Genomic DNA, 22,400 nt, shown 5'->3' on the forward strand with positions numbered 1-22,400 from the left:
GCAGGAAACAGTGCTCCCCGACCACGCCACAGACATGAAATGCCGATGTCGCGATCGGGGAAAAGAAAGAGTGAACGGAGTCTGATGAAACGGAACACTCGCTATGCAATCCGAGGCCAGGGTGCCGATACGGCACGCGATCCGGACTCGGGACGAGGCTCAACCGTAGCATTCCTTCGGCACCACTCCGGGCGCGTTCGATCCCTTTGAATGTTGTCAATCTCGCGCTTGACGAACCGCCCTGGAGTGTGGGCACGGAAAAGGCACACAAGCGCGTGCCCACACTTTTCCGGAAAAGGCAAATGCGAATTCCACGTCCGACGCGCAATTCCCCGTGCGCCGGGGGTCAGTCCGTGAGATCGACGCGCACGGTCGTCAGACCGGCGCCCATCGCCCGCACCGCGGCGCTGTTGAACCGCGGCAGGGTCCTCAGTCGCGCGCGGGCGTCGTCCTCGGGCATCACATGGGCGGTCCCGGTGTACCAGCGGCCCCGGACGCGGACGCGCACCCGCGGATCCGCCTGGATGTTGCGCACGTACTGCGAACGCCCGCCGTACTCGCTGACGAACCAGAACTCCCGCCCCACCAGCCGTCCGCCGACCGGGGTCCGGCGCGGCAGCCCCGACTTGCGTCCCGTGGTCTCCAGCAGGGTCTGGATCGGCAGGCGCTTCAGGAGTGGATTGCCGATCCACCGCTGGAACGAGGTGACGACGCGGTATTTCCGTTCGGGGTTGCGGGACATGTGGGGGTCCTCCTGTTGGGTGCCGGGCACCATTGTGCGGGGCCCGGCGACCCTCTCACGACCGCTGTCGGAGTTCCGTTTCGATCAGGCGGTTGAGGTGGCGGTGCGCGTCCTCGGTGCTCAGCGGGGGTGCCTGTCGCAGCCGTTGCAGGGCGAGGGCGTCGGCGAGGGCGGCGAAGCGCACCGTGAAGCCGTCCAGGTCCTCGGAGCTGAACTCCCCTTCGGCGACGCCTCGTTCGGCCAGCTCGCGGATCTGGGTGTGCCGATCCGTCGACCGCCGTGTTCCAGACCCGGACGGGCCTGGCCGCGTTGGAACTGGGACCCCACCGGACCGTACGCGGGACCGCTGCTCGAAGCCGTCGCCGACGTGGCCCGACTCGACGCCTACGCCGCACGCGAGGTCCTGCACCATCCCGCCACGCGCACCGCCCCGAGCACCGACCGGGACGACGCCCTCAACGCGGTGATCACGGCAGCGGGGCTCGGGGCCGGCGTCCTACCCGGTGGCCACCGGCAGTCGCTGTCCGATGCCGTCGCCGTCGCCCTCCCCCTCCCCCTCGCCCTCGCCCTCGCCCTCGCCCTCGCCCTCGCCGAGACCGAACTGGGGCATCTGCTGCAGGACGGCAAGGCGGCGCCCGACAATCCCCCGGAGGAGGTACCGCAACCCACATGAGTGATCGAACACAGCGTCACGGCACGCCGCGCTCGGCCACACAAGGAGAGGGTCCGGTATTCGAAATCGGGTTCTAGATTTAGCCCGCGCGCACCCGTGACGGCGACAGAAGACCTCCCGTTACCCGATCACCTGTCCGCATCCCACCCCGAGGAGTCTTCATGCATCCCGTACGCCGCTCTGCGCTCGTTCATCCTGCGTTCGAAAACACCGCCATCTCCTCGGACACCACCGCCCACCCTGCTGCCGGCCGCGCCGCCCTCCTCGCCGACGGGTCACGACCGGATACGAGGTACCTGGCATGACGGCCTCCACCCGCCTTCCGTTCCCCCTCGCCTACAGCCCACGTCACGGCAACCCGCTCGTGACCGCGCGCGGCCGGCGCACCGTGGTGGAGCGCCTGATGCAGGAGGGACGACGTTGAGCGACTCTCCTCACCTGCTGATCGCCGACGTGGCTCAGGTCCTTCTCCGGGCGAGCGGCGCCGCCCTGTGTGTGCTCCGCAAACCCGACGCGGTCCTCGCACCGGGACAGCTCACCGTCGTGGGAGGCCATCTGAAGGCCGGCGAACCGCTCGACCGCGCCGCGCGGCGCGAAGCGATGGAAGAGACGGGGGTGCGCATCAGCGCCGACCAGCAGGAGTTCTGCGGCCTCGTCCACCACCACGAACACGGCGAAGGCATGGACCGGATCACCGCCGTGTTCGTCGCCCAGTCCTGGTCCGGGGAGCCGCGCAACGCCGAGCCGGACAAGCACGAAGGGCTGTTCTGGGTGCCGATGGAGAAACCCCCGCCGGCCTGCCACCCGTACACCACCGCCATCTTCCACATGCTCATCCACGGCCCGTCGTACCGGGCACTGAACTGGCCCACTTCGGGAGGCACCCCGTGAAGAGGTTCTTCGGACCGGTGAAGATGGCCGAGCCTCGGGTCTCCGACGCCGAACAAGAGCTGTTCGGCGGACCGCTGCGCTACGACCTGGGCTGGTCTCAGCACGAGCACGCGGGCCTGGACCTGACCATGACGTCCGCGTTGCGCTCCATGCCCGCGCTCGTCGGCGCCACCCTGCGCATGGCGTGGCAGGCCGACCGGCGCGCACTGCTCGCCGTGGCGGTCAGCGAGATGGGCCAGGGCATCGCCGCGGCCATCGGCCTGCTCGCCATCAACGCCGTCATGCACGCCCTGCTCGCCGGAAGCGGCAGCGCCCCCGAGAGACTGCACGCGCTGTTACCCGGCCTGCTGGCCGCCGCCGCCATCAGTGTCGTCAACTCGGCCCTCTCTGCCTGGTCCACCTCCCGCGCGGGACGCCTGGAACCGAAGGTCGAACGGATCGCCACCACCCAGTACCTGGCCGCCGCAGCCAGCGTCGAACTGGAAGCCATCGACGACCCCGACTTCCGGCGGCTCGTCGACATCGCCCAGCACGGCCCCGGCTCCGCCCGCCGCATGATCAGCGCCTGCGTCGCCGCTCTGAACGGCCTCATCTCCCTGATCACCACCGCCGGCGTCCTCGCCGTGCTCCACCCCCTCCTGCTGCCCATGCTGATCCTCATCGCCGCACCGCGCGGCTGGGGCGCCATGCGCGTAGCCCAGGAGCGGTACGTGTCGGTGATGAGCTGGATCGAGCACGTGCGGGCCAGCCGGCTCATCGGCAATCTGCTCACCGAGCGCACCGCCGCCCAGGAGGTCCGCCTCCACGCCGTCGGCACCTTCCTCCTCAGCCGCTACCAGCGCATGGCCGAGAGCGCCGAAGCCGAACAGGAACGCCTCGCCTCCAGCAAGGCATTGACCGAATGGGTCGCCTCCGCGCTGTCCGGCCTGGCGATGGCCGCGACGTACGGGGCCATGTTCTGGCTGATCATGGACGGACACATGAGCCTCGCCATCGCCGGCACCGCCGTGATCGCGGTGCGGACCGGATCGGCCAGCCTGGGCGGACTGGTGATGAACATCAACCAGCTGCACGAGGAGTCCCTCTACGTCCGCGACCACGGCCGGTTCCTGACCCAGGCCGCGCAGCGCACCATCCCCGCGGGCGGCGACGCGGTGCCCGAGCGGGTCAAGGAGGTCGTCCTCGACGGCGTTACCTACCGTTACCCCGACCGTGACACGGCTGCCCTGGAGCAGGTGTCGCTGACTTTGCCGATGGGGTCGGTCACCGCCGTGGTGGGTGAGAACGGCTCCGGCAAGAGCACGCTGATGAAGATCCTTTCGGGCCTGCTGCTGCCCCAGGCCGGCGCCTTGCGCTGGGGCGAGGCGGACATCACCGGCCTCGACCGCTCGCAGGTCTTCGAGCGCGTCTCGCTGCTCACCCAGGATTTCCAGCGCTGGCCCGTGACCGCCGCGATGAACATCCGCCTCGGCCGCCCCGCCCACGCCGCCACACCGCAGGACCTGCAGCCGTCGGTCGACTACGCCGGCGCCGCTCCGGTCATCGCCAAACTCCCCGACGGTCTTCGGAGTCTGCTGGCCCGCATGTTCCGCGGAGCCATCGAACTCTCCGGTGGTGAATGGCAGAAAGTGGGTCTGGCCCGCACCCACTGGCGTAGCTCGACCTCGCAGGCGGACAGCGTCCTCATCGTCGACGAGCCCACCTCCGCTCTCGATCCCGAAGCCGAGATCGAAGCGTTCGACCGCATCCGCCGCCTTGCCGCACCGAACCGGGCCGTCGTCCTGGTCACCCACCGCATGTCCGGGGTCCGCCACGCCGACCGCATCTACGTCCTCAACCACGGACGCCTCGCCGAACACGGCACGCACGACGAACTCATCGCCGCACGCGGCCGGTACGCCGCCATGTTCGACGCCCAGGCCGCCCAGTACGCCCCGACCGCCAGCATCCCGAACCCCGCCGCACCCACCATCGCGGATCCCGCATGACCCGACCGATCGAGAGGCTCGCCGTGACGACACCTCCCACCACCGGCCTCGACGAGGCGGGCGCACTGCGCCACCAGCTGGCCGACCAGCTCGCCGCCGCCGGCCACCTCCGCACCCCCGCGGTCGACAAGGCCCTGCGCACCGTGCCCCGGCACGCCTTCGCCCCCGAAGTACCTCCCCAGAAGGCGTACGCGAACGACATCGTCGCCACCTGCCACAGCGACGACGGCCGCATCACCAGCTCCATCTCGGCACCCTGGCTGCAGGCCGACATGCTGGAGGCCGCCCGCCTCCACCCCGGCCACCGCGTCCTGGAGATCGGCTCCGGCGGCTACAACGCCGCCCTGATCGCCGAACTCGTCGGCCCCACCGGCGGCGTCACCACCCTCGACATCGACCCGGCCGTCACCGACCGCGCCACCCGCTGCCTGGCCCAGACCGGATACGACCGCGTCCGCGTGGTCACCGCCGACGCCGAGCACCTGCCCGTCGGCATCGTGCCGGACGGCGGCTTCGACGCCATCCTGGTCACCGTCGGCACCTGGGACCTTCCCTGGTTCAACGCTCTCGCCGACGGCGGACGCCTCGTCGCGCCCCTGCGCCTGCACCAGTACACGTGGGCCATCGGCTTCACCAAGCGCGACGGGGCTCTCCACAGTGACGAGCCGCTCATCGTCTGCGGCTTCGTCGCCGTGCGGGGAGCCGGCGCATGGGACGCGAACCGGCGCACCGTCCCGGGCACCGGCGTGCACCTGTCCTGGGAGGACGGCACCCCACTGCCCGTCGACCAGCTCGCACCGGCCTTCGCCCGCGAGCCGTTCGTGGCGCACACCCACGTCACCGTCGGCGGCCAGGAGCCCTTCGACACCCTCACCCTCTACCTGGCCGGGGCCCTGCTCAGCTTCTGCCGCCTGTCGGTCGACCCCGACGACGACAACGGGGTCCTGAACCCGCCCCCCGAGCACTGGCCCGGTGCCGCGATCGTACGCGGCGCCTCCCTCGCGCGGCTGGCCACCGAGCGCATCTCCGACGGCGACGACGGCAACGGCGTGTACGAGCTGGTCGTCCACGGCTACGGTCCCCACGGCCACCTGGCCGCCCAGGAGATGGCCGAACAGGTCCAGCACTGGCAGCGCAATCACCGCGCCGCACTCTGTCCGCGGATCACCATCCACCCCCTGGCCGACACCGGTCCCACGCCCGCGACCGACGATCCGCACGTCTTCGTCAAGAAGCACACCCGCGTCACGATCGACTGGCCGATCATTCCCGGCACGGCGGCCCTGCTCACCGACGACGAGGGCCACTACCTGCTCCACCTGCGCTCGGCGAACAAACCGATCTGGCGTCCGGGGCAGTGGGCCCTGCTCGGCGGCAACACCGAGAGGGGCGAGACCTGCGACGAGGCCGTCGTGCGCGAACTCGCCGAGGAGATCGGGCTCGCCGTCCCGGACCTGATGGGCTTCGTCACGCTGGACACGCTGAGCGCAAACGGGTCATTCAAGGACCGCGTGCGCGTCTACCACGGCACACTGAACACCCCCGTGCACGAGATCGAACTGCGCGAGGGCATCCACCTGCGCTGGACCCGCATCGAGGAAACAGCGGAGATGACCATGGACCCCGGCACCGCCGCGGTTCTCCACGCACACCACAACGCGCACCAGCCCCGTGGCCGCCGCGGCGGAACGCTTCCCGTGGTGGAGGTCCGCGAGCCCCGCGATCACCGCAGCCGCAGCATCATCGGCGCCCACCTCGTCCTCATCCGGTACGGGGCCGTCCTCTTGGGCAAACGCCACCCGAGCAGCGCCTTCGCCCCGTCGACCTGGCACCTGCCCGCCGGCCACCGCGAAGGCATGGAATCCGCCGTCACCTGCATGGTCCGGGAAGCGCAGGAAGAGACCGGACTCCGCATCGCTGAGCGTGACTTGTCGCTCGTCCACGTCCTGGACCTGCTCGACCCCGGGAGCACGATCCCGCGTGTGGGGTTGTTCTTCGCTCCCTCCCGCTGGGAGGGCGAGCCCCTCGTACGCGAACCGGAAAGCTGCACCGAATGGCGCTGGTGGCCGCTGGACGCGTTGCCCGAGCCCATCGTGGAGTACACGCGCGTCGCGTTGGCGGCCATCTCCCGCGGCGCGCTTTACACCCCCATGGGCTGGTCCTGACGGGGCCGCACACGACCGACCGGCCCAGGCGGCTACCAGCGGTCTCCACTGCCCCGCCGTCGCCAGTACCGCTACCGAGAAGGGTGTGCTTCCGCACACCACGCAGGACGAATGGGACCGCGGCTACACCGAAGGGCGCCGCTACCGGCCGCGGCGAGCCCTGGCAGTACTACGGCCTCAGACAACCTGCAGAAGATGGCGTGCCCAGGCCATGCGGTGCTGGCATTGCTCGAAGAAGGTGTAGGTGCACCAGCCGTGGCGGGCAGACCGCCCTCGACAAGTTACTCAAGCGACTCGCCGACGTTCCTACCCCCGCAGGGCCGACACCGAGCCAGATCGGCGCCCCCGCGACTGCGACTCTGCTGCCGGTCATCGACATCACCGCCCGCACACGATCGTGCCGACCTGGTGAGCCGTACTGAGGACCCCTCGAGCATTATCCAGGTGTGGGCCGGCGCGAGAAGATGCCAGAGTCACTGCCGTGACCTTGATGAACGTGCTCGTCGACTTCGCCCGGACCGGCCATATCGGCCCGCTTCGCTGCGGCATGCCGCTGACCGAGGCCGAGGATCTCCTGGGTCCAGGACGCCCGCACCCCGCTATCCGTAAGCGGAATCTGGATCAGGCTCCGGCCAGGCTCGACGACCATGTTGCCGCCGCTGGTCTTGCCTGACTCGGAGTCCTACCCGTCCACAGTGCCCCGAGAAGACCTGGTCGCTGCCCTTGATGCAGTCGACTGCCGCCACGACGTCAACGACCGCCTCACGTTCGGAGAGCAATCCAGCATCCTTACCCAACCCGCCAACGTCTGCGCGGTGTTCTTCACGCCTGGCCGTGACGACCACGTGCCCCATCGTGAACGCCACTATCTCGGCGTGATCCACAAGCACACCGCTTGACATCTTCGATTCCACAGAAAGGGTGGGAAGTCGCCAGGCATGGAACCCTGAACGCCGAGGACGCCCTCAAGGTTGCCCACACCGAGATCTTTGAAGCCGCGCAGCGCCAGACACGCGACTTCGCCTGACGGAAGGAGGTGTTGGCTGCGTGGGCGGGATGGGTCAGGTAAGTCGCCGTCCCATCTTTGCTGACTTCCGGTTGTGTCCCTTCGTGTCCCACCACTCTTCCAGATGGGCGTGGACGAGGTGCACGAGCTGCAGCAGTCGGTCGGAAGGGGGTGCGGGCGAGGCGAGCACATCCGCCCAGGACTTGTCGTCCCAGGGGAGGGCGACGACCCAACGTTCGCCCGGGTGGTCTTGGCGGCCTACAGTCAGCCAGTACGTCAACGTCGCGCTGCGGTCCGGATGGTGCTCGACCGTCATGTCGATGACGTCGAACCGCAGTCCGTCAGCGGTGACGTACGAGCGGCTCAGGGCCTGCTCGGCTGGTGTCTGTTCCTCCACAGTGGTCAACCACCCTTTCACCTCGGCCCGCACCCCAACACCATGTTCAGCAGCGAGCAGCGCCGGCGGCGGCCGGCTGGTCGACCTTGTAGGCCGTCAGGAGGTCGTTCCTAGCGGCCGGGGTACCGATGATGGTGCGGAACTTCTCCACTCGCGGGCACTGATTGGCGTAGGTGGAGTAACCACCGCGGCCATTGGCGTCCCCGGACCCGATGGCAGCGCCTATCTTCCGGTCCATCGTACTGTCCCAGCCGTGCCCCGCCTTGATGTGCTTCCAGCCCCACGTGCTTGTGCCGCAGCGCAGGGTGTAAAAGGTGGGGGGGCCGACGGGCACCTGGCGGTAGTACTTCTTCAGGACGTAGTTGCGGCTGTGGCTCCTGCACTTGGCGTCAAAACTGTCGGCCGCCGCGGTGACGGTCTTCCCTGAGACGGCGGGCGCGGCGGACGCGGAACCGGCTGCCGGAATCAGCAGGGCCGATATGACGGCAGCAGCAGACAGCCCTGCCTTGACGGAAGTGTTGTGAAGCATGCGTTCCCCTCTGTTCTCCCCGTGGTCAGCGGGGAGTTGGTGTACGAAGCGCCTCATTGGTGGCGCCGCTTCACCGTTTCATCGTTGATTGCACGCCGTCAATTGAATACATGTCAGGCCATCCAGGCGCAGACTTCACAGCACCGACCAGGCCCCTCACAACAACCGGCACCTGCGACTTCGGCTCGATCCAGCATCACCCACCACGCATGTGGTCTTGCTGGGCCTGTTCGAACACTGGGACCGTGACATCTGTTGCCACTCCGGCTGATGGAAGCCTCCGGATAGACCGGTGCACGGTTTCCGGGCCGGCGATCCTGCCAAAGTCTCGACGGGCGCTTTGTGCGCTGGTCAGCGATGCGCTACCTCTGTACCACCAGCAGGCCAAGAAGTCCGTGTACTGGGCGCGGATCCGGTATTTGGGTTCTGCCATGGAGACCCGGGGGTGCCGCCGCGCTCGTCCGAGGTACAGATGTGACGACATCTCCGGCAGCCGTCCGGCTGAACTGCGGCGGACCGAGCGACAACCTACGGTGGCGCACCCGGCGCCAAGGGAGGCAGTACATGATCGACGTCGTCTTCGGAGTTGACGTTGGCACCTCCAGCACCAAGGGCGTGGTGGTCGACACTGCCGGCCGCATCCTGGGTGAGGCCGTACGCAGTCACGTGGTCGACCGTCCCCGGCCGGGGCACGTCGAGATGGACGCACATGTGTGGTGGGACGAGTTCGTCTCGCTCGCGTCCGAGTTGCTCGATCGCGACGACGTCACCGTCCGCGCCGTCGGAGTCAGCGGCATGGGCCCGTGCACCCTTCTGGTCGATGACGCGGGGCAGCCGGTGCGTCCGGCGGTGCTGTACGGGGTGGACACCCGCGCCGAGGACCAGATCGCCCGGCTGAACCGGGAGTTGGGGTCGGACACCGTCTTCCGCAGGTGCGGTTCGGCGCTGTCGTCCCAGGCCGTCGGGCCGAAACTCGCCTGGATCCGCGAGCGGGAGCCCGGGGTGTGGGCACGCGCCCGCCGCCTCCTCATGCCTGCCTCGTGGCTCGCCCACCGGCTGACCGGCGCCTACGTGCTGGACCTGCATTCCGCCAGCCAGTGCACCCCGCTGTTCGACATCCACGAACAGCGCTGGATCCCCGAGTGGGCCGAGCACATCGCACCCGGCATCGAACTCCCCCCGCTGCGCTGGCCGGGCGAGGAGGCCGGCCGGGTGAGCACGCCCGTCCCGGGCGTCCCGGCCGGGACGCCGGTCATCGTGGGGACGATCGACGCCTGGAGCGAGGCCATCAGCGTCGGCGGCCACGGCGTCGGCGACCTGATGCTGATGTACGGCACCACCATGTTCCTGGTGAACACCGTCGACCGGCTCGTGACCAGCCCGTCGATGTGGTCCACGGTCGGCGCCCTGCCCGGCACCCGTTGCCTGGCCGGCGGTATGGCCACCTCCGGAGCCGTCACCGACTGGCTCGGGCACCTCTTCGGCGACGCCGACCTCGGCGTGCTGTTCGACGAGGCGGCCGCCTCGCCCCCGGGTGCGAACGGCCTGGTGATGCTGCCGTACTTCGCCGGGGAACGGACACCCGTCATGGACCCCGACGCCCGGGGCGTGATCGCGGGCCTGACGCTGGGTCACACCCGGGCCGACCTGATGCGGGCGGCGCTGGAGGCCACCGCCTACGGTGTCCGGCACAACGTCGAGACGATGCTCGCGGCCGGCGCCGACATCCGGCGGATCGTGGCGGTCGGCGGCGGCACCCGGGGCGGACTGTGGCCTCAGATCGTCAGCGATGTCAGCGGTCTCGAACAGATCGTCGCCCGCACGACCATCGGTGCCAGTTACGGTGCCGCCTTCCTCGCCGCCGGGCTGATCGGCCGACCGGACATCGCGGCCTGGAATCCGGCGGAATCGGTGGTCCGGCCCGATCCCGCCACCGCGGGTGTCTACGACCGCCGGTTCACCCAGTACCGGGTCCTGTACGAGAGCACCACCGCGGTCACCCACGCCCTGGCCCACGACCAGAACACCGGCCGTGAAGTAGATACCACGTGACGTCGCCCTACGCCCTGCCCGCCCCGTTCCGTGTCCGGTCCTGAAGCCGGACGACGAGTACCGCACGCCGAACCACCACGGCTCCCGGAACCTCTCCCCGCAACGGCCGTCCACGGTTTTCCCGTCGGCGCGGAGGAACCGACCTCGCTCAACACTCTGCGGTGCTCGCTCCACGGCCTCCAGCCCGCTCCAAGATGGTCAGCCAGGGCCGACATACCGCTCCCTCAACCGCATTCGTGCTGCTCAGAGGCGCGCAGGCCATGCATCACCAGCAGACGAAGCGCCTCCTGGTGTCCTACTCGGCGCAGCGGCTGGGCTTCTTCCGGTCGCAGAAAAGGGGCGCCTGGCCAGGTCAGATGTCCGGCAGGCGCCCCTCTTGGTCAGTGCCGGGCACGGCTGCGCCGTGGTGTCGGGGGCATGCGGCCTCCGGCACGACAGCCGTGTCCTCGGCGCGGACCGGCGCGTTCACCGACGTGCGGCGGCCGGTCCGCGCTGGCGTGCGAGGTCTAGAACTCCTCGACGAAGTAGGGCTCGACGGTCATCCAGCCGTTGCCCGAAGCGCCGTTCAGCCGGCCCGAGGAGTTCCGGGCGAGGGTGTACCAGGACTCCACGTAGTCGGGGTCGTCAGTGAACCAGCTGTCGGGTATCGCGCTCAGGACCGCGTTCACCAACGGGATGTAGGTGCCCTGGTCGGTCACGGTGAGCAGCGCCGTGGTGATCGCCTGTGCCAGCGCACGGTAGTTGGTGCCGTCGTCGTCCTCCATCATGACGACGTCGGCCAGGTTGTACTTGTAGTTCGACCAGTTGACCAGGATCTGGTTCGGGTAGTAGACGGTGCCGTCGTAGTCCAGGTAGGGCATGTCCACCGAGTCGACGCGCGCCGTGCCGTCCTGGCCGAAGCCGGTCACCAGCGAGAACATCTCGGCGGATCCCTTGAACCAGGGCTCCTGGTCGTCGTTCACCTCGACGGCCGTGACCTTGGTCGCCCACCAGCCCGCCGCGCTCGCGGCGTCGGCGCTGTTCGCCACCTTCGACGGCAGGGAGGTCAGCCCCTTGTCGGCGAAGGCCTTCTGCAGCACCTTCAGGCCGGCCCGGTGAGCCTTGGTGACGTCGATGTCCAGGACGTACAGCGGGCGGTCGGGGACGCGCGCGGTGTCGACGGCGTGGGCGTGGCCCTGGCTGTCGTATGCCGTGATGGTCTTGGCGTCGTCGGCGGCCGCGGCGACGGCGATCCAGGGAGTGACTTCGGCATTCAGGTGCGACCGCATGGACGGCGCGCCCAGCCGAACGCGCAGTAGCGACCCGGTCGACGCGGGCAGGCCCTTCAGGCCCGCGATGCGACGGTCCGCGGCAGAGACGGAAGCGAACAGGTTCTTGCCCTCCGGAGCGGCGGTCCTGCCCGCCAGCGCCTGGAGGTCCACGTCCTCGGTGCCGAGCGCGGCCGCACGGACCTGCTCGCGCCACTGCGGGTCGCGCAGCGAGGCGGACAGCGCCCGCGCGATCTCCTGCTCGGTCGACCGCACCGGAGACTGCCGGAACGGCGTGGCCTGGTCCCCGGTGTCCCGCACCGGCGCGGCGATCGCCGGCTGGGCGGTGCCGCCGATGACCGCGGACAGCATCACACCGATGAGGACGCCGCGTCTCTTGCTTGATCTGCTCACCATGCTCCTTGTGTTGTTGGTCGCCGCCGCGCCCACGGTGAACGGGCGGCCGTCCTGGGGTGATGGGCCCGGATTGCCTCGGGCACCTGAGGGGTCGCGGCCGCGCACCTGGTCCCACCCCTCCGGGCGTTCACCAGGGCGTCAGCATTGACCTATGCATGACAATGGAGGAAACGTGGGACGAACGGGCATCCGTGCATGATCGGGGCCACTCCGAGGCTGGGCCGCTTCGCCGCACACACCTCGCCTCGACGGGAGCCGGCGGGCCCGGAGTCGCCGCCGGGAAGCGCGGCTACCGGGGACCGTCGGCGGTCGGCCGCCCGCGAGAACTGCTCAGCGAACCGAGCATGATCTTCTCGGTGCCGGCCAGATACCTCTCCGCCGCGCGCCGCGCCTCCTCGCCGTCCCGGTCGACCACGGCCCGTACCACCGGCGCGAGCCGGTCCGTCGCCCGCGCCGCGTCCTCGAACGGCGCCCGCAGCGAGGCCCGTACCGGAAGGTAGGCGTTGAACAGCGTGTTCGTGAGGAGCAGATAGACCCGGTTCCCCGTGGCCCGCGCCAGTTCACGATGCACTTCCACGTCGGCGAGCTGGACGGCGTCGGCGTCCGAGCCGTCCGCGACCTGACGCAGCAGGTGTTCCAGCCGCCGGGCCTGTCGTTCCGTGCGCCGGTCGGCCGCACGGCCGGCGATCAGGGTGCCGATCTGCCGCCGCACCTCGAAGACCTCCCGCAGCCACATGGGGTCCTGTGCGGCCAGCATCGGAAGCAGGTCGGCGCCGCCGACCCGCAGGTAATCCAGAATGCGCGTGCCGATGCCGTGCCTGGTGCTCAGCAGTCCCGCCTGCTCCAACCGGGTCAGCGCGTGCTTCAAGGTCGTACGGGTGACCCCGTACCCGGCGGCCAGCTCCCTCTCGGGGGGCAGCAAGGATCCGGGTTCGTGCGTGCCGCTCAGAATGTCGTCACGCAGCCGCGCTTCAAGCAGGTCGACCACGGTTCGGCGCAGAATGCTTTCGACGGCCACGGAGGATCTCCCAGGCTTCGGTCAATGGTTCAGCGGCTCACTGGTCTAGTGGCCCACTGGTTCAGCGACTTCTTGGTCTAGTGGCTCAGCCACTGCCCCAGTGAAGCAGCCCCCCGACCGCCACGTCAATTGCCTGATGGCGCATAGCAGTTGCGCACGGTCCGCGTGCAGAGAACGAGCACGCGGACGAGCAGTGTGGGCCTGGGCCTCCGCTGGAGCCGGTCCGTCGGCGGGGCGCCCGTGCGTCGCCCCGTGGGGCGCAGGGCCCTCCGACAGGTCGCACCCCGCGGTTCGGGGAGATGCATCAAGGACACCGGCGGACCGGCTGTTGAGAGATCGCCTCTCATGGTGAGCAGGGGATGTGCAGGTCCTGCAAGCAGCTTCGACCGTATCGCAGCTGCCCGTACCGCGGAGCTTCCGGCCGACGCTCGCAGGTCGCGCCCAACGACAAGCAGGTCGGCGTCGGCGCCTGCCACAGCCTGGACCTGACCGAGACACTCCACCAGACGTGGGCCGACTTCGCCACGGGCAAAGAAGTGCTCTGGCCCGCCTACGACACCGATACTCGCCAGATCATGTCCTACGCCCACAACAACCACGACTCCGCTCACCAAGTCGTCCAGGATCCCCGCGGCAGCGAACGGAAATGGTGGGACGGGCACCCCGCAACCACCTGGCCGGCAAAGCCGAACCAGCGGCCCCACCTCACCAGCCCAGCCGCCGAGGATGCCGTAACGAACCGCTCCGAGTGCGGGAAGTCGCTTTGTGCACTGGTCAGCAACGTGTAGCCCGTATACCACCAGCAGACGAAGAATCTGCTGGTGTCGTACTCGCCGAAGAAGCTGGGCTTCTTCTCAGTAGAGAAGGAGGGCGCCTGAAGTGGGCAGATGCCTGTCCGGCGCCCTCCTGAGCACACGCTTGAGCAACGAGTCATCCGCCTGACCGGATCCGGGCTTCTCGTCGAGCAGCCCGGACTCGACGAACCAGGAGTCGAGCAGCCCGGTGAAGCGGATCCGCCCGATCGGAACCGGCGCCCGCCGCCTTCAGGGTGTCCACGAAGCCGAGCGTGAGCGTCCCGCACGGAAACACATGCCTCACGTGATCCTCCTGACAGGTGACCGAACACCCTTCAGAGTAACCATCTTGACAGGTGACGAGACGCCGTGAGAATCTCTCGTCACCGGTCAGAATGGTTACTTCTCGGTGAGGACATCCCATGGCAGTCGTGCGGTTCCATCTCATCTCCAAGCTCGGCCCGAAGGACGTGCTGGAGGTGCTGACCGACTTCGGCCCCTCACGCGCCGAGGCCTGGCCCACGATCGACACCGCACACTTCGAGGTCCACGAACTCGGTGACACCTGGGCCGAGGTCACCGAGGGGACGGCCGCGGCCTGGGAGCGCGCACGCTACGAGTGGGGGCCGGCCGGTGACACGGTCACCATCACCACGCTCGACTCCAAGCTCTTCGGAGCCGGCGGCGGCTGGGTCTTCCGGATGACCCCCGAGGACGACGGCACCCGCGTCGACGTCGAGCTGACGCGGCAGCCGAGCACGGTCAAGGGCAAGATGCTCGCCGCGCTCCTTCCCCTGGCCGCTCCCGCGTCGCTCCGCAAGTCCTTCGCGGGGCCCCTACAGGCGAAGTGACGCACCACCGGCCCCTGATCCGCAGGGCCAACGGTGCGGCGCGGCTCACACGATGAGGGGCCGGCAGCGTGAGCTGTCGGCCCCTTCGTCATATCGCCGTGCAGGCCGGTGCGGTCGGCCGTGGTGTTGTGTCGATCACTTGACCAGGCGGGCAATGAAGAAGTCGGTGAGCTTGTCGACGGCGGGGTTGAAAAGACGCACGCACAGTGGGTCTCGGCCGGACGGCTCATCCCGCCCGCCGACTCGCGGCCGCCGCAGCCAATTGACTTACGTCACGCGCTGCGCGGTCCGTTCGACGCCTCCCAGAAGCGACGCGCACCGGCATCGGCGCCCCGTCGACTTCCCCGCTCCAGGCCGTCCTTTGACCGTCAAGTGACCGATGTGCGGTTTCTGTTCCCGGCGAAGAGTTGTTGGCACAGACTTCGCCCCACGGAGGGGAACTCCCGTCATGCATCGCGATCAGTCACCCCTGCAGGCGCGTTCGGCGCCCGAGCTCATAACTTCGCTGTTCCTGGACCTCGACCAGATGGTTGATGAGTTCACCCCGCTGCCGATACGTGCGGAGTTCCGTTTCGACCCGGACATGCCCGCGGTGATCACGGTCGAGTTCCTGGCGGAACGAGGACCGAGTCTCATCTGGCGCATCGGCCGCGAACTCCTGCATCGCGGTCTGACGTCGATGAGCGGCTGCGGCGACGTACGGATGTGGCCGGCGCTGCCCAGGGAGCGGCCCTCGTCCTGGCTGCTTCTCGAATCGCAGGAGGTGGAGGCTCTGTTCGAGGTGCCCGTCGCGCCGCTGGCGGAGTGGCTCGACGCGACCTACCGGGTCACCTCGGCCGAGGCGGAGATGGACGGTCTGGACTGGGAGAACTTCCTCGTGGAGCTGCTGGACGGCCCGGGGGCACCGTCCGAATGACCGCCACCGGACGGACGTATGGATGACTTGCTTCTCATTTCGTCACCTGTCAGAGTGGTGACGAACAGGGTTGCCGTCGTCGGCCCGATACATGGCCAGTGCCACACGTATGCCATCCCGGGCATCCGATGACAACGCTTTGCCGCAGGCCGCGAGTGTGCGGCGGACGAGGAGAATGACGTGAGAACCAGCAACCCGATCTTTTCCCGCTGGGGTGCCGCCCGTGACGCCGGCCCGGCCGACGCCTACGCGCACCGGCCGGTGGGTGCCACGGTCGGAGGCCGGCCGACGGACGACTACGCGACCAACCCCTACGCCCCCGGTGCCGACACGTCGCCCCGGACCGACGGGACCGCGGTGACGATGGACGACGTCATCGTCCGCACCGGGACGACGCTCGGCACCGTGGCCCTGGCGGCGGTGCTGTCCTGGCTCGCGCTGCCCGTCGACGAGGCGAACATCGGCCGGTCCTACGGCATCGCCATGGGCGCGGCTCTCGTCGCCTTCGTCCTGTCGATGGTCCAGGCCTTCAAGCGGACACCGTCCCCGGCGCTGATCCTCGGGTACGCGGCGTTCGAGGGTGTCTTCCTCGGCGTGCTCTCCAGCACGATCTCGACCTACATCGCGCCGGGTGTGGTCGTGCAGGCGGTGCTCGGCACCTTCGCGGTGTCCGCGGGCGTGCTCGTCGCGTACCGGATGCGCTGGATCCGCGTGACTCAGAGGTTCACCGGGTTCGTCGCCGCCGCAGCGACCGGCTTTCTCCTGCTGCTGGTCGCCGACCTCCTCTTCTCCGCCTTCGGCGCGGGAAACGGCCTCGGCTTCAACAGCGGCGGCCTCGGCATCCTCTTCGGCGTCATCGGCATCCTGCTCGGCGCGGCCTTCCTCGCCCTGGACTTCAAGCAGGTCGAGGATGCCGTCGCCTACGGTGCCCCGCGCGAGGAGGCGTGGCTGGCCGCCTTCGGACTCACCATGACGCTGGTGTGGATCTACCTGGAGGTGCTGCGCGTGCTGACCATCTTCAACAGTGACAACTGAGTTCTCCGGCGTTTGAGGGGCATGCGCACCGCGCATGCCCCTCAAACGTGTCCGTGCGCGGGTCCGCCGGCTGAACCTTCACGGCACGCGGCTCGTTCTCATGGCGACGACCTGACCGCCGGAACGGGAGAGACACGTCTTGAACCCCCATGAGGAATGCCCGGACCAGGACGGCCGGGTGGTCATCGATCCCGCCTTCAAGGCGGACGCTCCCGCGCGGTACGCCCGGCTGCGGGGGTTCGGGCCCATCCATCCGGCCGAGTTCCACCTCGGACTGAAGGGCTGGGTGATCGTCGGCCACGACCTGGCCCGGGAGGCGCTGACCCACCCCGCCCTGCTCAAGGACGCCACGCCCGCCGCCGATGCCCTGGCCGCCGCCGGCTACGTCCTCCACAAACCCTCGGTCGGGCTCGGCGCGCAGATGATGGAGGCCGACCCGCCCGAGCACACCCGTCTGCGCCGACTGGCCTCGGCCGCCTTCACGCCACGCCGTACGGCTGAACTGGCGCCGCGCATCGAGCGGATCGCCCACGACCTGATCGACGCGCTGCCGCCGGCGGGCGAGGCCGACCTCGTCGAGGTGTTCAACGCACCACTGCCGGCCACGGTCATCTCCGAACTCCTCGGCATCCCCGAGGAGCACCACCCGGACTTCCGCCGCTGGTCGGCCCATGCGCTCCGGGTGGCCTCGCCCGAGCACCGCCCGGCACTGGCCGGTCTGCACGGGCTGCTGGCCGATCTTGTCGCGGACAAACGCCGCCGCCCCCAGGACGACCTGCTGTCCGCCCTGGTCGCCGTACGCGACGAGGAGGACGGCCGGCTGACCGAGGAGGAACTGGTGGGCACGGCCATGATGCTGATCGTCGCCGGTCACGAGAGCACCGTGAACCTGTTGGGCAACGCCGTGCTGGCCCTGCTGCAACACCCCGAGCAGCTGGGGCTGTTGCGCGAGCGGCCCGAGCTGATGCCCGGCGCGGTGGAGGAGTTCCTGCGCTACGACACCTCCGTCGAGCGCTCCACCAGCCGCTACGCGGCCGAGGACATCGAACTGGGCGGGGTGCCGATTCCCAGGGGCAGCATGGTCGTCGTCGCTCTCGGTGCGGCGGGGCGCGACGCCCCGCAGGCCGAGGACGACGACCCGGCCGTTCTCGACGTGACCCGGCCGGGCGCCCGTCATCTGGCCTTCGGCCACGGCATCCACCACTGCCTGGGCGCCCCACTCGCCCGCCTGGAGACGAGCATCGCCCTGCGCACCCTGCTCTCCCGCGTACCCGAACTGGAACTCGCCGCCCCGGCGGACTCCTTGGCGTGGATCGGCTCCGGCATCATCCGCGGCGTGCTGTCCCTTCCGGTGCGCTATCGCGTCGGCTGACGACAGACACCTCGCTTCAGTTCCGGGAAGGACGACCCCGCACGAGAAACGTCCCGGCCCTCGCCGTAAGGCGCGGGCCGGGACGGAACAGAAGGGATACGGCTGTCAAACGGTCCGCGTGCGCAGCTGGCGGGCCTTCCAGCCCAGCAGGCCCGCCTGGACGATGAAGAACACCCCGCCGCCCGTGGCGTAGACCGAGAGCACGTCGAGCGAGGGATCGTCGCCCGCGGCCTGGATGTTGTAGAAGATGCCGACGAGGAAGGACAGCCCACCCGCGATCAGCATCGGCCACTGCTTGCCCAGCTCGGGGCCGCGCCGACGGAGGCCGACGGCCACCTGGGCCGCCCCGGAGACGACGGCCCAGGTGCCGAACACATGGAGCACCGGCGCCACGCCACCGGCCCCGGCGACACCGACCACGATGGCGGCGAGCGTGCTCAGCACCCCGTTGAACGCCGTGACCCGGCGCTCCGATCCGGCGGGGAGGGCCCGGTAGTCGATCAGTGAGGACACCGCGTCGATCAGCGGGTAGACGACCAGCAGTGTGATCGCCACGGCGTCGACGTCCTCGTGGGCTCCGGCGAACGCCAGGGCCCACGCCACGGCCAGGACACCGCGGCCCAGGTACAGCCTCAGCAGGGAGGAGCGCTCGCCCGCCGCGGCCGCCGGATACGCCGGCGTCGATGTCTGCATGCTCATGTGAGTTCGGCCTTTCTCAGGTCAGGGGGTCGGCGTCGGCCCGGTCAGTGCCAGGACGGGGAGACGCACCGGAAGCTGGAGGCGACGGCGGGGTCGCCGTGGCCCTTGTAGCGGGACACCCGCGGGTAGTTGCACAGGTCGCGGGTGACGCTCTGCTGGGAGGCGTTGGTCAGGGTGGCGGGCAGGGTCGTGGGCGCCTTGCCATGCTCGACCCAGGCGGTCAGGGCGCCGAGGTCGTCGGTCGTGCCGTCACCCTTGTTCAGGCCGCAGTGGACGGTGCCCGGGGCGAGGAAGAGACGGTAGAAGTCGTCGACCCGCTTGGCGCCGCCCATCTCCCGCTCGACCCGCTCGCGGTATTGCACGGTGCCCTGGGTGGGGATGTACTGGTCGGCCAGGCCGTGCCAGGTCAGCAGCTTGCCGCCCGACCTGCGAAAGCCGGACAGGTCCGGGTCGTCCGTGCCGATGACCTTGTCGTACTCGGCCTGGGACTGCTTGAACAGCTGCGTGAACCGGCTGTAGGTGATCTTCGAGATGTCGAGGGACGGGTCCTTCGCCACCCAGAGCTTGACCCAGGCGGCGGGCACCGGGAACGGCGCGCCCGCGACGTTGCCGTCGGCGTCGGGCTCGGTGAGGCCGGCGAGGGCCGAGAGGTCGGCTCCGACCGGGACGCCGGACCACAGCTTCTTGCCTGAGGCGGTACGCGGACCGTCCCAGATCTTGCGCACCACGGCCGCGTCGGCCGCCGTGATGGTCAATTCCTTGCCGTCGCACACGACCTTGGTGCCGATCAGCGTGCGCGGGTCGAAGTCGCAGCGGGACAGGTCGTTGACCAGACCGTCCTTGACGCCGTCGAGCGAGTCGCAGGCCTTGACCGCGGCGTTGGTGAAGGCGTCGAACTCACACTTCGACGGGTAGGTCTTCTCGTTGTTCATGACCACCTGCGGCCACAGGGTGGCGACCTCGAACTCGTCCCAGTTGACGGCGGGAGCGTTGGCGAGGATGCCGTCGTAGTCGTCGGGGTAGCGCTGGGCCTCCATGTAGCCCTGGCGACCTCCGGTGGAGCAGCCGTTGAAGTAGGAGTGGGCGGGGCCCTTGCCGTAGACCCCGTCGACGACCTCCTTGCCGACAACCGCGGCCTCGTGCTGGGAGCGGGAGGCGAAGTTCTTCAGCAGCGCATTGTTGACCTGGCCGTTGCTGTTCAGCGCCCAGTCGGTGTCGAGGACGTCTTTGACACCGGCGTCGGTGCTGACGGCGGCGTAGCCGTTCTTGACCGCGGTGCCCAGACCGACGCCGTTGTCGCCGGCCAGGTAGGCGGCGCCGCCGATCGCCTGAAAGCGGCCGTTCCAGCCGCTGACGGGCAGCCAGGTCCGCACCTTGGCATGGTCGCCGTCGCCAGGGTGGGTGAGGGTGACCGTCACCTCGCAGTAGGCGGGGACGCCGGAGACCGAACCGCCCAGGACCCCGGTACCGATGATGGTGCCGCCCGCCTGGCGCACCGCCGTCACGGACTCCACCTTGGTGCCGGCCGGGGCCTTCACGGACCGCGCCGAGCACGCGAACGACGCGGAGGCGGAACCGTTCTCGGGCTCCGCCGAGGCGGTCGGCAGGTACACCGCCGCAGCCAGCGGCACACCGGCCGCGAGGACAGTCAGAAGTCGTCTCATTGCTTTCCCATCGAAGAAGGAGGTGTGCGCCTGGCCACGGCGGCACATAGGCACGTCACATGAGCCGGAGTGGGTGGAGCGTAGGTTTCACCGCGGACGACGTCCGCACGTATCTCTCCGTGGCTCGTGTGTGCGAGCCGAGGCAGCCACTGCTCGCCGAAGACTGATCCAGACACTATCACCCGTTAAGCAGGTGACGAAGCAAAATGGATTGAATCCCGGTGATCCAGTGGGCGGTCGTCCTCGACCCGGTCCCACTCTGGCCAGGCGCCACATGTCCCGACAACAGTCAGTTGACGGTCCACACCCAGGAGCAGTGACCGAGCGCCATGACGGACGTGTTAGGTCATTCGACGGTCCGCCGCTCCGCCTCGGGGATGTCCATCTCGAGCCCGACGGTCTTGCCCGGCCGCTCGGAGAGGTGTTCCAGTGCGCGCCAGCGCGTCAACCAGGTACAGACCGCCGCCGCGCTCCGCCCATGCGCCACCCTCGGCGGGGAGAGGGCAGACGTTCCGGGCCGGTGCCTCAAGAGGGCAGACTGTCCTCGCCTGAGGGATACATCAAACTTTATCCGTTTGCTCGGACACGTCACTCGCCCGCTCTTCCTTCAGCCAACGCGAGTGGTGCCGCTGCGCCCACGACCGGGTGACATATCCGGTGCGCATCCCCAGCCTCACCTCGGGATCCCCGAACGCCATGCGCATGTGTCCGAGCACGACGAAGGTGATCGCCCAGGCCAGGAGGTCATGGACGAAGATCGCACTGGTGCGGGAGATGAAGGGCAGCAGCCCCATGAACCACATCAGCAGGCCGGTGAACATCATCACCGGCACGGCGCCGGCGATCCAGCCCGCGTAGAGCTTCTGGCCCGCATTGAACTTGCCGGCCGGGCGGGCCTCGGGCGAGGTACGGCGCCTGCGGACGGCGCGCAGCCACTGCCGGTCGTACACCGCGAAGCGGTTCAGCCTGCGCAGGTCCGCACGGAAGGCCGGAGAGAAGAGCCCGAGCAGGAAGGGCAGGGGCAGCGAGATGCCAGACCACTCGTGGACCGTGACCATCAGGTGCCGCCGTCCGACGAGCTGGGCCAGCGGCCCGAGGTAGAGGCAGGCGGCGGAGACCAGGCACAGCAGCATCAAGTAGCCCGTGGCTCGGTGGACCATACGCTCGGCGGTGCCGAAGCGGCGCACCCGGCCCTCGTGTTCAGGCCGCGTCGCTGTGCCGGTCGGCGCCGTCGAGCCAGCCGTCGACCGCATAACCGCGCTCCTCCCAGTAGCCGGGAACGACCTTGTCGGTGACCGAGATGCCGGACAGCCACTTGGCCGACTTGTAGAAGTACATGGGGGCTACGTAGAGGCGGACCGGTCCGCCGTGCGCGTGAGTGATGGGCTTGTCCTGCATGTTCAGCGCCATCAGGACGTCCGAGCGGCGCGCCTGTTCCAGCGTGACACTCTCGCTGAAGGCGCCGTCGAAGCAGGTGAACCGAATCGCCGCGCCCGGGGGACGCACCCCAGCGTCGTCAAGGATGTCCGCCAGCTTCACTCCCTCGAAGGGCGTCTTCTCCACGCGCCATCCGTCGGTGCATACGACGTCGTGGACGACCCGGGTCTGCGGCATCGCGCGCAACGCGTCGAGAGTGTAGGTCTTCGGCGACTCCACCAGTCCGCCGACCGTGAGTTCGTAGTTCGTCTCGTCCTTGTGCGGCACCGAGCCGACGACGCTGTAGTACCGGAAGCCGCCCGGATTGGGCAGCAGACCGGTCAAGCCCGAGGGGTCGATCTGAGAGGCGGCACCGAGGAATCCCTCCCAGCCGCGCTGGAGACAGGGTGCGGCGGCGAGCCCCGCCGCACCCGCGCCGAGCATGCCGAGCATCGCCCGCCGCCCCACCGGTGCGCCCCCGGCTCGCGGCTTCGGCCTTTCTGCCATGGTGTGTGCTCCTTCGGACAC

Annotated in this window: 23 protein-coding genes; 13 read left to right on the top strand and 10 right to left on the bottom strand. The window is 69.1% G+C overall.

The annotated features are described in order from the left end of the window. Positions 1–346 precede the first annotated feature (346 nt). Together OG798_RS07505 and OG798_RS07510 are read right to left on the bottom strand one after the other, a co-directional pair. A complete protein-coding gene (locus tag OG798_RS07505) occupies positions 347–742 on the bottom strand; it encodes a nitroreductase/quinone reductase family protein (protein WP_075025909.1) in 396 nt (131 codons plus the stop codon). Between the two features lie 55 nt (positions 743–797). Further along, positions 798–1,154 carry a TetR family transcriptional regulator C-terminal domain-containing protein gene (locus tag OG798_RS07510; protein ID WP_323138689.1) on the bottom strand — a complete coding sequence of 119 codons (357 nt, stop codon included), beginning with the start codon at positions 1,152–1,154 and terminating at the stop codon, positions 798–800. On the opposite strand from OG798_RS07510, the gene OG798_RS07515 reads away from it, so the two are divergent. From OG798_RS07515 to OG798_RS07545, 7 genes are all read left to right on the top strand, one after another. Next, entirely contained in the window at positions 1,110–1,415 is a 306-nt protein-coding gene (locus tag OG798_RS07515; RefSeq protein WP_328756660.1) for a hypothetical protein, read from the top strand. The genes OG798_RS07510 and OG798_RS07515 overlap by 45 nt on opposite strands. 301 nt (positions 1,416–1,716) lie before the next feature. Then, positions 1,717–1,839 carry a hypothetical protein gene (locus OG798_RS07520; protein WP_257039539.1) on the top strand — a complete coding sequence of 41 codons (123 nt, stop codon included), beginning with the start codon at positions 1,717–1,719 and terminating at the stop codon, positions 1,837–1,839. Continuing rightward, positions 1,836–2,306 carry an NUDIX domain-containing protein gene (locus OG798_RS07525; RefSeq protein WP_328756661.1) on the top strand — a complete coding sequence of 157 codons (471 nt, stop codon included), beginning with the start codon at positions 1,836–1,838 and terminating at the stop codon, positions 2,304–2,306. The genes OG798_RS07520 and OG798_RS07525 overlap by 4 nt, the downstream gene beginning before the upstream one ends. Then, positions 2,303–4,294: an ABC transporter ATP-binding protein gene (locus OG798_RS07530; RefSeq protein ID WP_328756662.1), complete on the top strand. Its 1,992-nt coding sequence runs from the start codon at positions 2,303–2,305 to the stop codon at positions 4,292–4,294. Before OG798_RS07525 ends, OG798_RS07530 begins: the two co-directional genes overlap by 4 nt. After that, positions 4,291–6,459: a methyltransferase, FxLD system gene (fxlM, locus tag OG798_RS07535; protein ID WP_328756663.1), complete on the top strand. Its 2,169-nt coding sequence runs from the start codon at positions 4,291–4,293 to the stop codon at positions 6,457–6,459. Before OG798_RS07530 ends, fxlM begins: the two co-directional genes overlap by 4 nt. Before the next feature lie 481 nt (positions 6,460–6,940). Beyond that, on the top strand, positions 6,941–7,132 hold the full coding sequence (locus OG798_RS07540) for a hypothetical protein (protein WP_328756664.1): 192 nt from the start codon (positions 6,941–6,943) through the stop codon (positions 7,130–7,132). Next, entirely contained in the window at positions 7,107–7,358 is a 252-nt protein-coding gene (locus OG798_RS07545) for a hypothetical protein (protein WP_328756665.1), read from the top strand. Before OG798_RS07540 ends, OG798_RS07545 begins: the two co-directional genes overlap by 26 nt. A 162-nt stretch (positions 7,359–7,520) precedes the next feature. Here the strand turns inward: OG798_RS07545 and OG798_RS07550 are convergent, their stop codons facing one another. Continuing rightward, positions 7,521–7,871 (bottom strand): hypothetical protein, encoded by a 351-nt coding sequence (locus tag OG798_RS07550; protein WP_143669748.1) that lies wholly within the window; start codon positions 7,869–7,871, stop codon positions 7,521–7,523. Positions 7,872–7,908: 37 nt separating this feature from the next. Next, the gene (locus tag OG798_RS07555) at positions 7,909–8,391 is read right to left on the bottom strand and encodes a hypothetical protein (RefSeq protein ID WP_257016996.1); all 483 of its coding nucleotides are present in this window, start codon (positions 8,389–8,391) and stop codon (positions 7,909–7,911) included. A 564-nt stretch (positions 8,392–8,955) separates the two neighbouring features. Here OG798_RS07555 and OG798_RS07560 point away from each other — a divergent pair. Beyond that, complete coding sequence (locus OG798_RS07560) at positions 8,956–10,443, top strand: FGGY-family carbohydrate kinase (protein ID WP_328756666.1); 1,488 nt, start codon at positions 8,956–8,958, stop codon at positions 10,441–10,443. A 506-nt stretch (positions 10,444–10,949) separates the two neighbouring features. Here OG798_RS07560 and OG798_RS07565 read toward each other — a convergent pair. Continuing rightward, on the bottom strand, positions 10,950–12,107 hold the full coding sequence (locus OG798_RS07565; protein WP_095856494.1) for a DUF3103 family protein: 1,158 nt from the start codon (positions 12,105–12,107) through the stop codon (positions 10,950–10,952). Between the two features lie 289 nt (positions 12,108–12,396). Next, positions 12,397–13,125: a FadR/GntR family transcriptional regulator gene (locus OG798_RS07570; protein ID WP_328756667.1), complete on the bottom strand. Its 729-nt coding sequence runs from the start codon at positions 13,123–13,125 to the stop codon at positions 12,397–12,399. Between the two features lie 359 nt (positions 13,126–13,484). Between OG798_RS07570 and OG798_RS07575 the strand changes: the two genes are divergently transcribed. From OG798_RS07575 to OG798_RS07595, 5 genes are all read left to right on the top strand, one after another. Then, positions 13,485–13,913, top strand: coding sequence for a hypothetical protein (locus OG798_RS07575; RefSeq protein WP_267060731.1), 429 nt, complete (start codon positions 13,485–13,487; stop codon positions 13,911–13,913). Between the two features lie 428 nt (positions 13,914–14,341). Further along, positions 14,342–14,770 carry a hypothetical protein gene (locus OG798_RS07580; RefSeq protein ID WP_121417349.1) on the top strand — a complete coding sequence of 143 codons (429 nt, stop codon included), beginning with the start codon at positions 14,342–14,344 and terminating at the stop codon, positions 14,768–14,770. A 448-nt stretch (positions 14,771–15,218) separates the two neighbouring features. Further along, positions 15,219–15,686, top strand: a complete 468-nt coding sequence (locus OG798_RS07585; protein ID WP_060897171.1) for an SsgA family sporulation/cell division regulator — start codon at positions 15,219–15,221, stop codon at positions 15,684–15,686. Between the two features lie 180 nt (positions 15,687–15,866). Further along, the gene (locus OG798_RS07590; RefSeq protein WP_121417348.1) at positions 15,867–16,721 is read left to right on the top strand and encodes a Bax inhibitor-1/YccA family protein; all 855 of its coding nucleotides are present in this window, start codon (positions 15,867–15,869) and stop codon (positions 16,719–16,721) included. Positions 16,722–16,860: 139 nt separating this feature from the next. Beyond that, entirely contained in the window at positions 16,861–18,093 is a 1,233-nt protein-coding gene (locus tag OG798_RS07595) for a cytochrome P450 family protein (RefSeq protein ID WP_328756668.1), read from the top strand. Positions 18,094–18,198: 105 nt separating this feature from the next. Here OG798_RS07595 and OG798_RS07600 read toward each other — a convergent pair whose 3' ends face one another. From OG798_RS07600 to OG798_RS07615, 4 genes are all read right to left on the bottom strand, one after another. Further along, positions 18,199–18,792, bottom strand: coding sequence for a DUF308 domain-containing protein (locus OG798_RS07600; protein WP_121417346.1), 594 nt, complete (start codon positions 18,790–18,792; stop codon positions 18,199–18,201). Positions 18,793–18,836: 44 nt separating this feature from the next. Next, positions 18,837–20,456 carry a tannase/feruloyl esterase family alpha/beta hydrolase gene (locus OG798_RS07605; protein ID WP_328756669.1) on the bottom strand — a complete coding sequence of 540 codons (1,620 nt, stop codon included), beginning with the start codon at positions 20,454–20,456 and terminating at the stop codon, positions 18,837–18,839. Positions 20,457–21,016: 560 nt separating this feature from the next. Beyond that, positions 21,017–21,709 (bottom strand): cytochrome b/b6 domain-containing protein, encoded by a 693-nt coding sequence (locus OG798_RS07610; RefSeq protein WP_328756670.1) that lies wholly within the window; start codon positions 21,707–21,709, stop codon positions 21,017–21,019. Further along, a complete protein-coding gene (locus OG798_RS07615) occupies positions 21,657–22,379 on the bottom strand; it encodes a molybdopterin-dependent oxidoreductase (protein ID WP_328756671.1) in 723 nt (240 codons plus the stop codon). Before OG798_RS07615 ends, OG798_RS07610 begins: the two co-directional genes overlap by 53 nt. Positions 22,380–22,400 lie beyond the last annotated feature (21 nt).

This window comes from Streptomyces sp. NBC_00271, assembly GCF_036178845.1.
Classification (GTDB): domain Bacteria; phylum Actinomycetota; class Actinomycetes; order Streptomycetales; family Streptomycetaceae; genus Streptomyces.

Bases quoted from the DNA above. Each gene is read 5' to 3' on its own strand.
- OG798_RS07565 (WP_095856494.1), bottom strand. From the start codon at position 12,107: ATGGTGAGCAGATCAAGCAAGAGACGCGGCGTCCTCATCGGTGTGATG.
- OG798_RS07510 (WP_323138689.1), bottom strand. From the start codon at position 1,154: ATGGTGCAGGACCTCGCGTGCGGCGTAGGCGTCGAGTCGGGCCACGTC.
- OG798_RS07615 (WP_328756671.1), bottom strand. From the start codon at position 22,379: ATGGCAGAAAGGCCGAAGCCGCGAGCCGGGGGCGCACCGGTGGGGCGG.
- OG798_RS07585 (WP_060897171.1), top strand. From the start codon at position 15,219: ATGCATCGCGATCAGTCACCCCTGCAGGCGCGTTCGGCGCCCGAGCTC.
- OG798_RS07580 (WP_121417349.1), top strand. From the start codon at position 14,342: ATGGCAGTCGTGCGGTTCCATCTCATCTCCAAGCTCGGCCCGAAGGAC.
- OG798_RS07520 (WP_257039539.1), top strand. From the start codon at position 1,717: ATGACGGCCTCCACCCGCCTTCCGTTCCCCCTCGCCTACAGCCCACGT.
- OG798_RS07605 (WP_328756669.1), bottom strand. From the start codon at position 20,456: ATGAGACGACTTCTGACTGTCCTCGCGGCCGGTGTGCCGCTGGCTGCG.
- OG798_RS07610 (WP_328756670.1), bottom strand. From the start codon at position 21,709: ATGCGGTCGACGGCTGGCTCGACGGCGCCGACCGGCACAGCGACGCGG.
- OG798_RS07505 (WP_075025909.1), bottom strand. From the start codon at position 742: ATGTCCCGCAACCCCGAACGGAAATACCGCGTCGTCACCTCGTTCCAG.
- OG798_RS07560 (WP_328756666.1), top strand. From the start codon at position 8,956: ATGATCGACGTCGTCTTCGGAGTTGACGTTGGCACCTCCAGCACCAAG.
- OG798_RS07545 (WP_328756665.1), top strand. From the start codon at position 7,107: ATGTTGCCGCCGCTGGTCTTGCCTGACTCGGAGTCCTACCCGTCCACA.
- OG798_RS07555 (WP_257016996.1), bottom strand. From the start codon at position 8,391: ATGCTTCACAACACTTCCGTCAAGGCAGGGCTGTCTGCTGCTGCCGTC.
- fxlM (WP_328756663.1), top strand. From the start codon at position 4,291: ATGACCCGACCGATCGAGAGGCTCGCCGTGACGACACCTCCCACCACC.
- OG798_RS07600 (WP_121417346.1), bottom strand. From the start codon at position 18,792: ATGAGCATGCAGACATCGACGCCGGCGTATCCGGCGGCCGCGGCGGGC.
- OG798_RS07575 (WP_267060731.1), top strand. From the start codon at position 13,485: ATGTGCAGGTCCTGCAAGCAGCTTCGACCGTATCGCAGCTGCCCGTAC.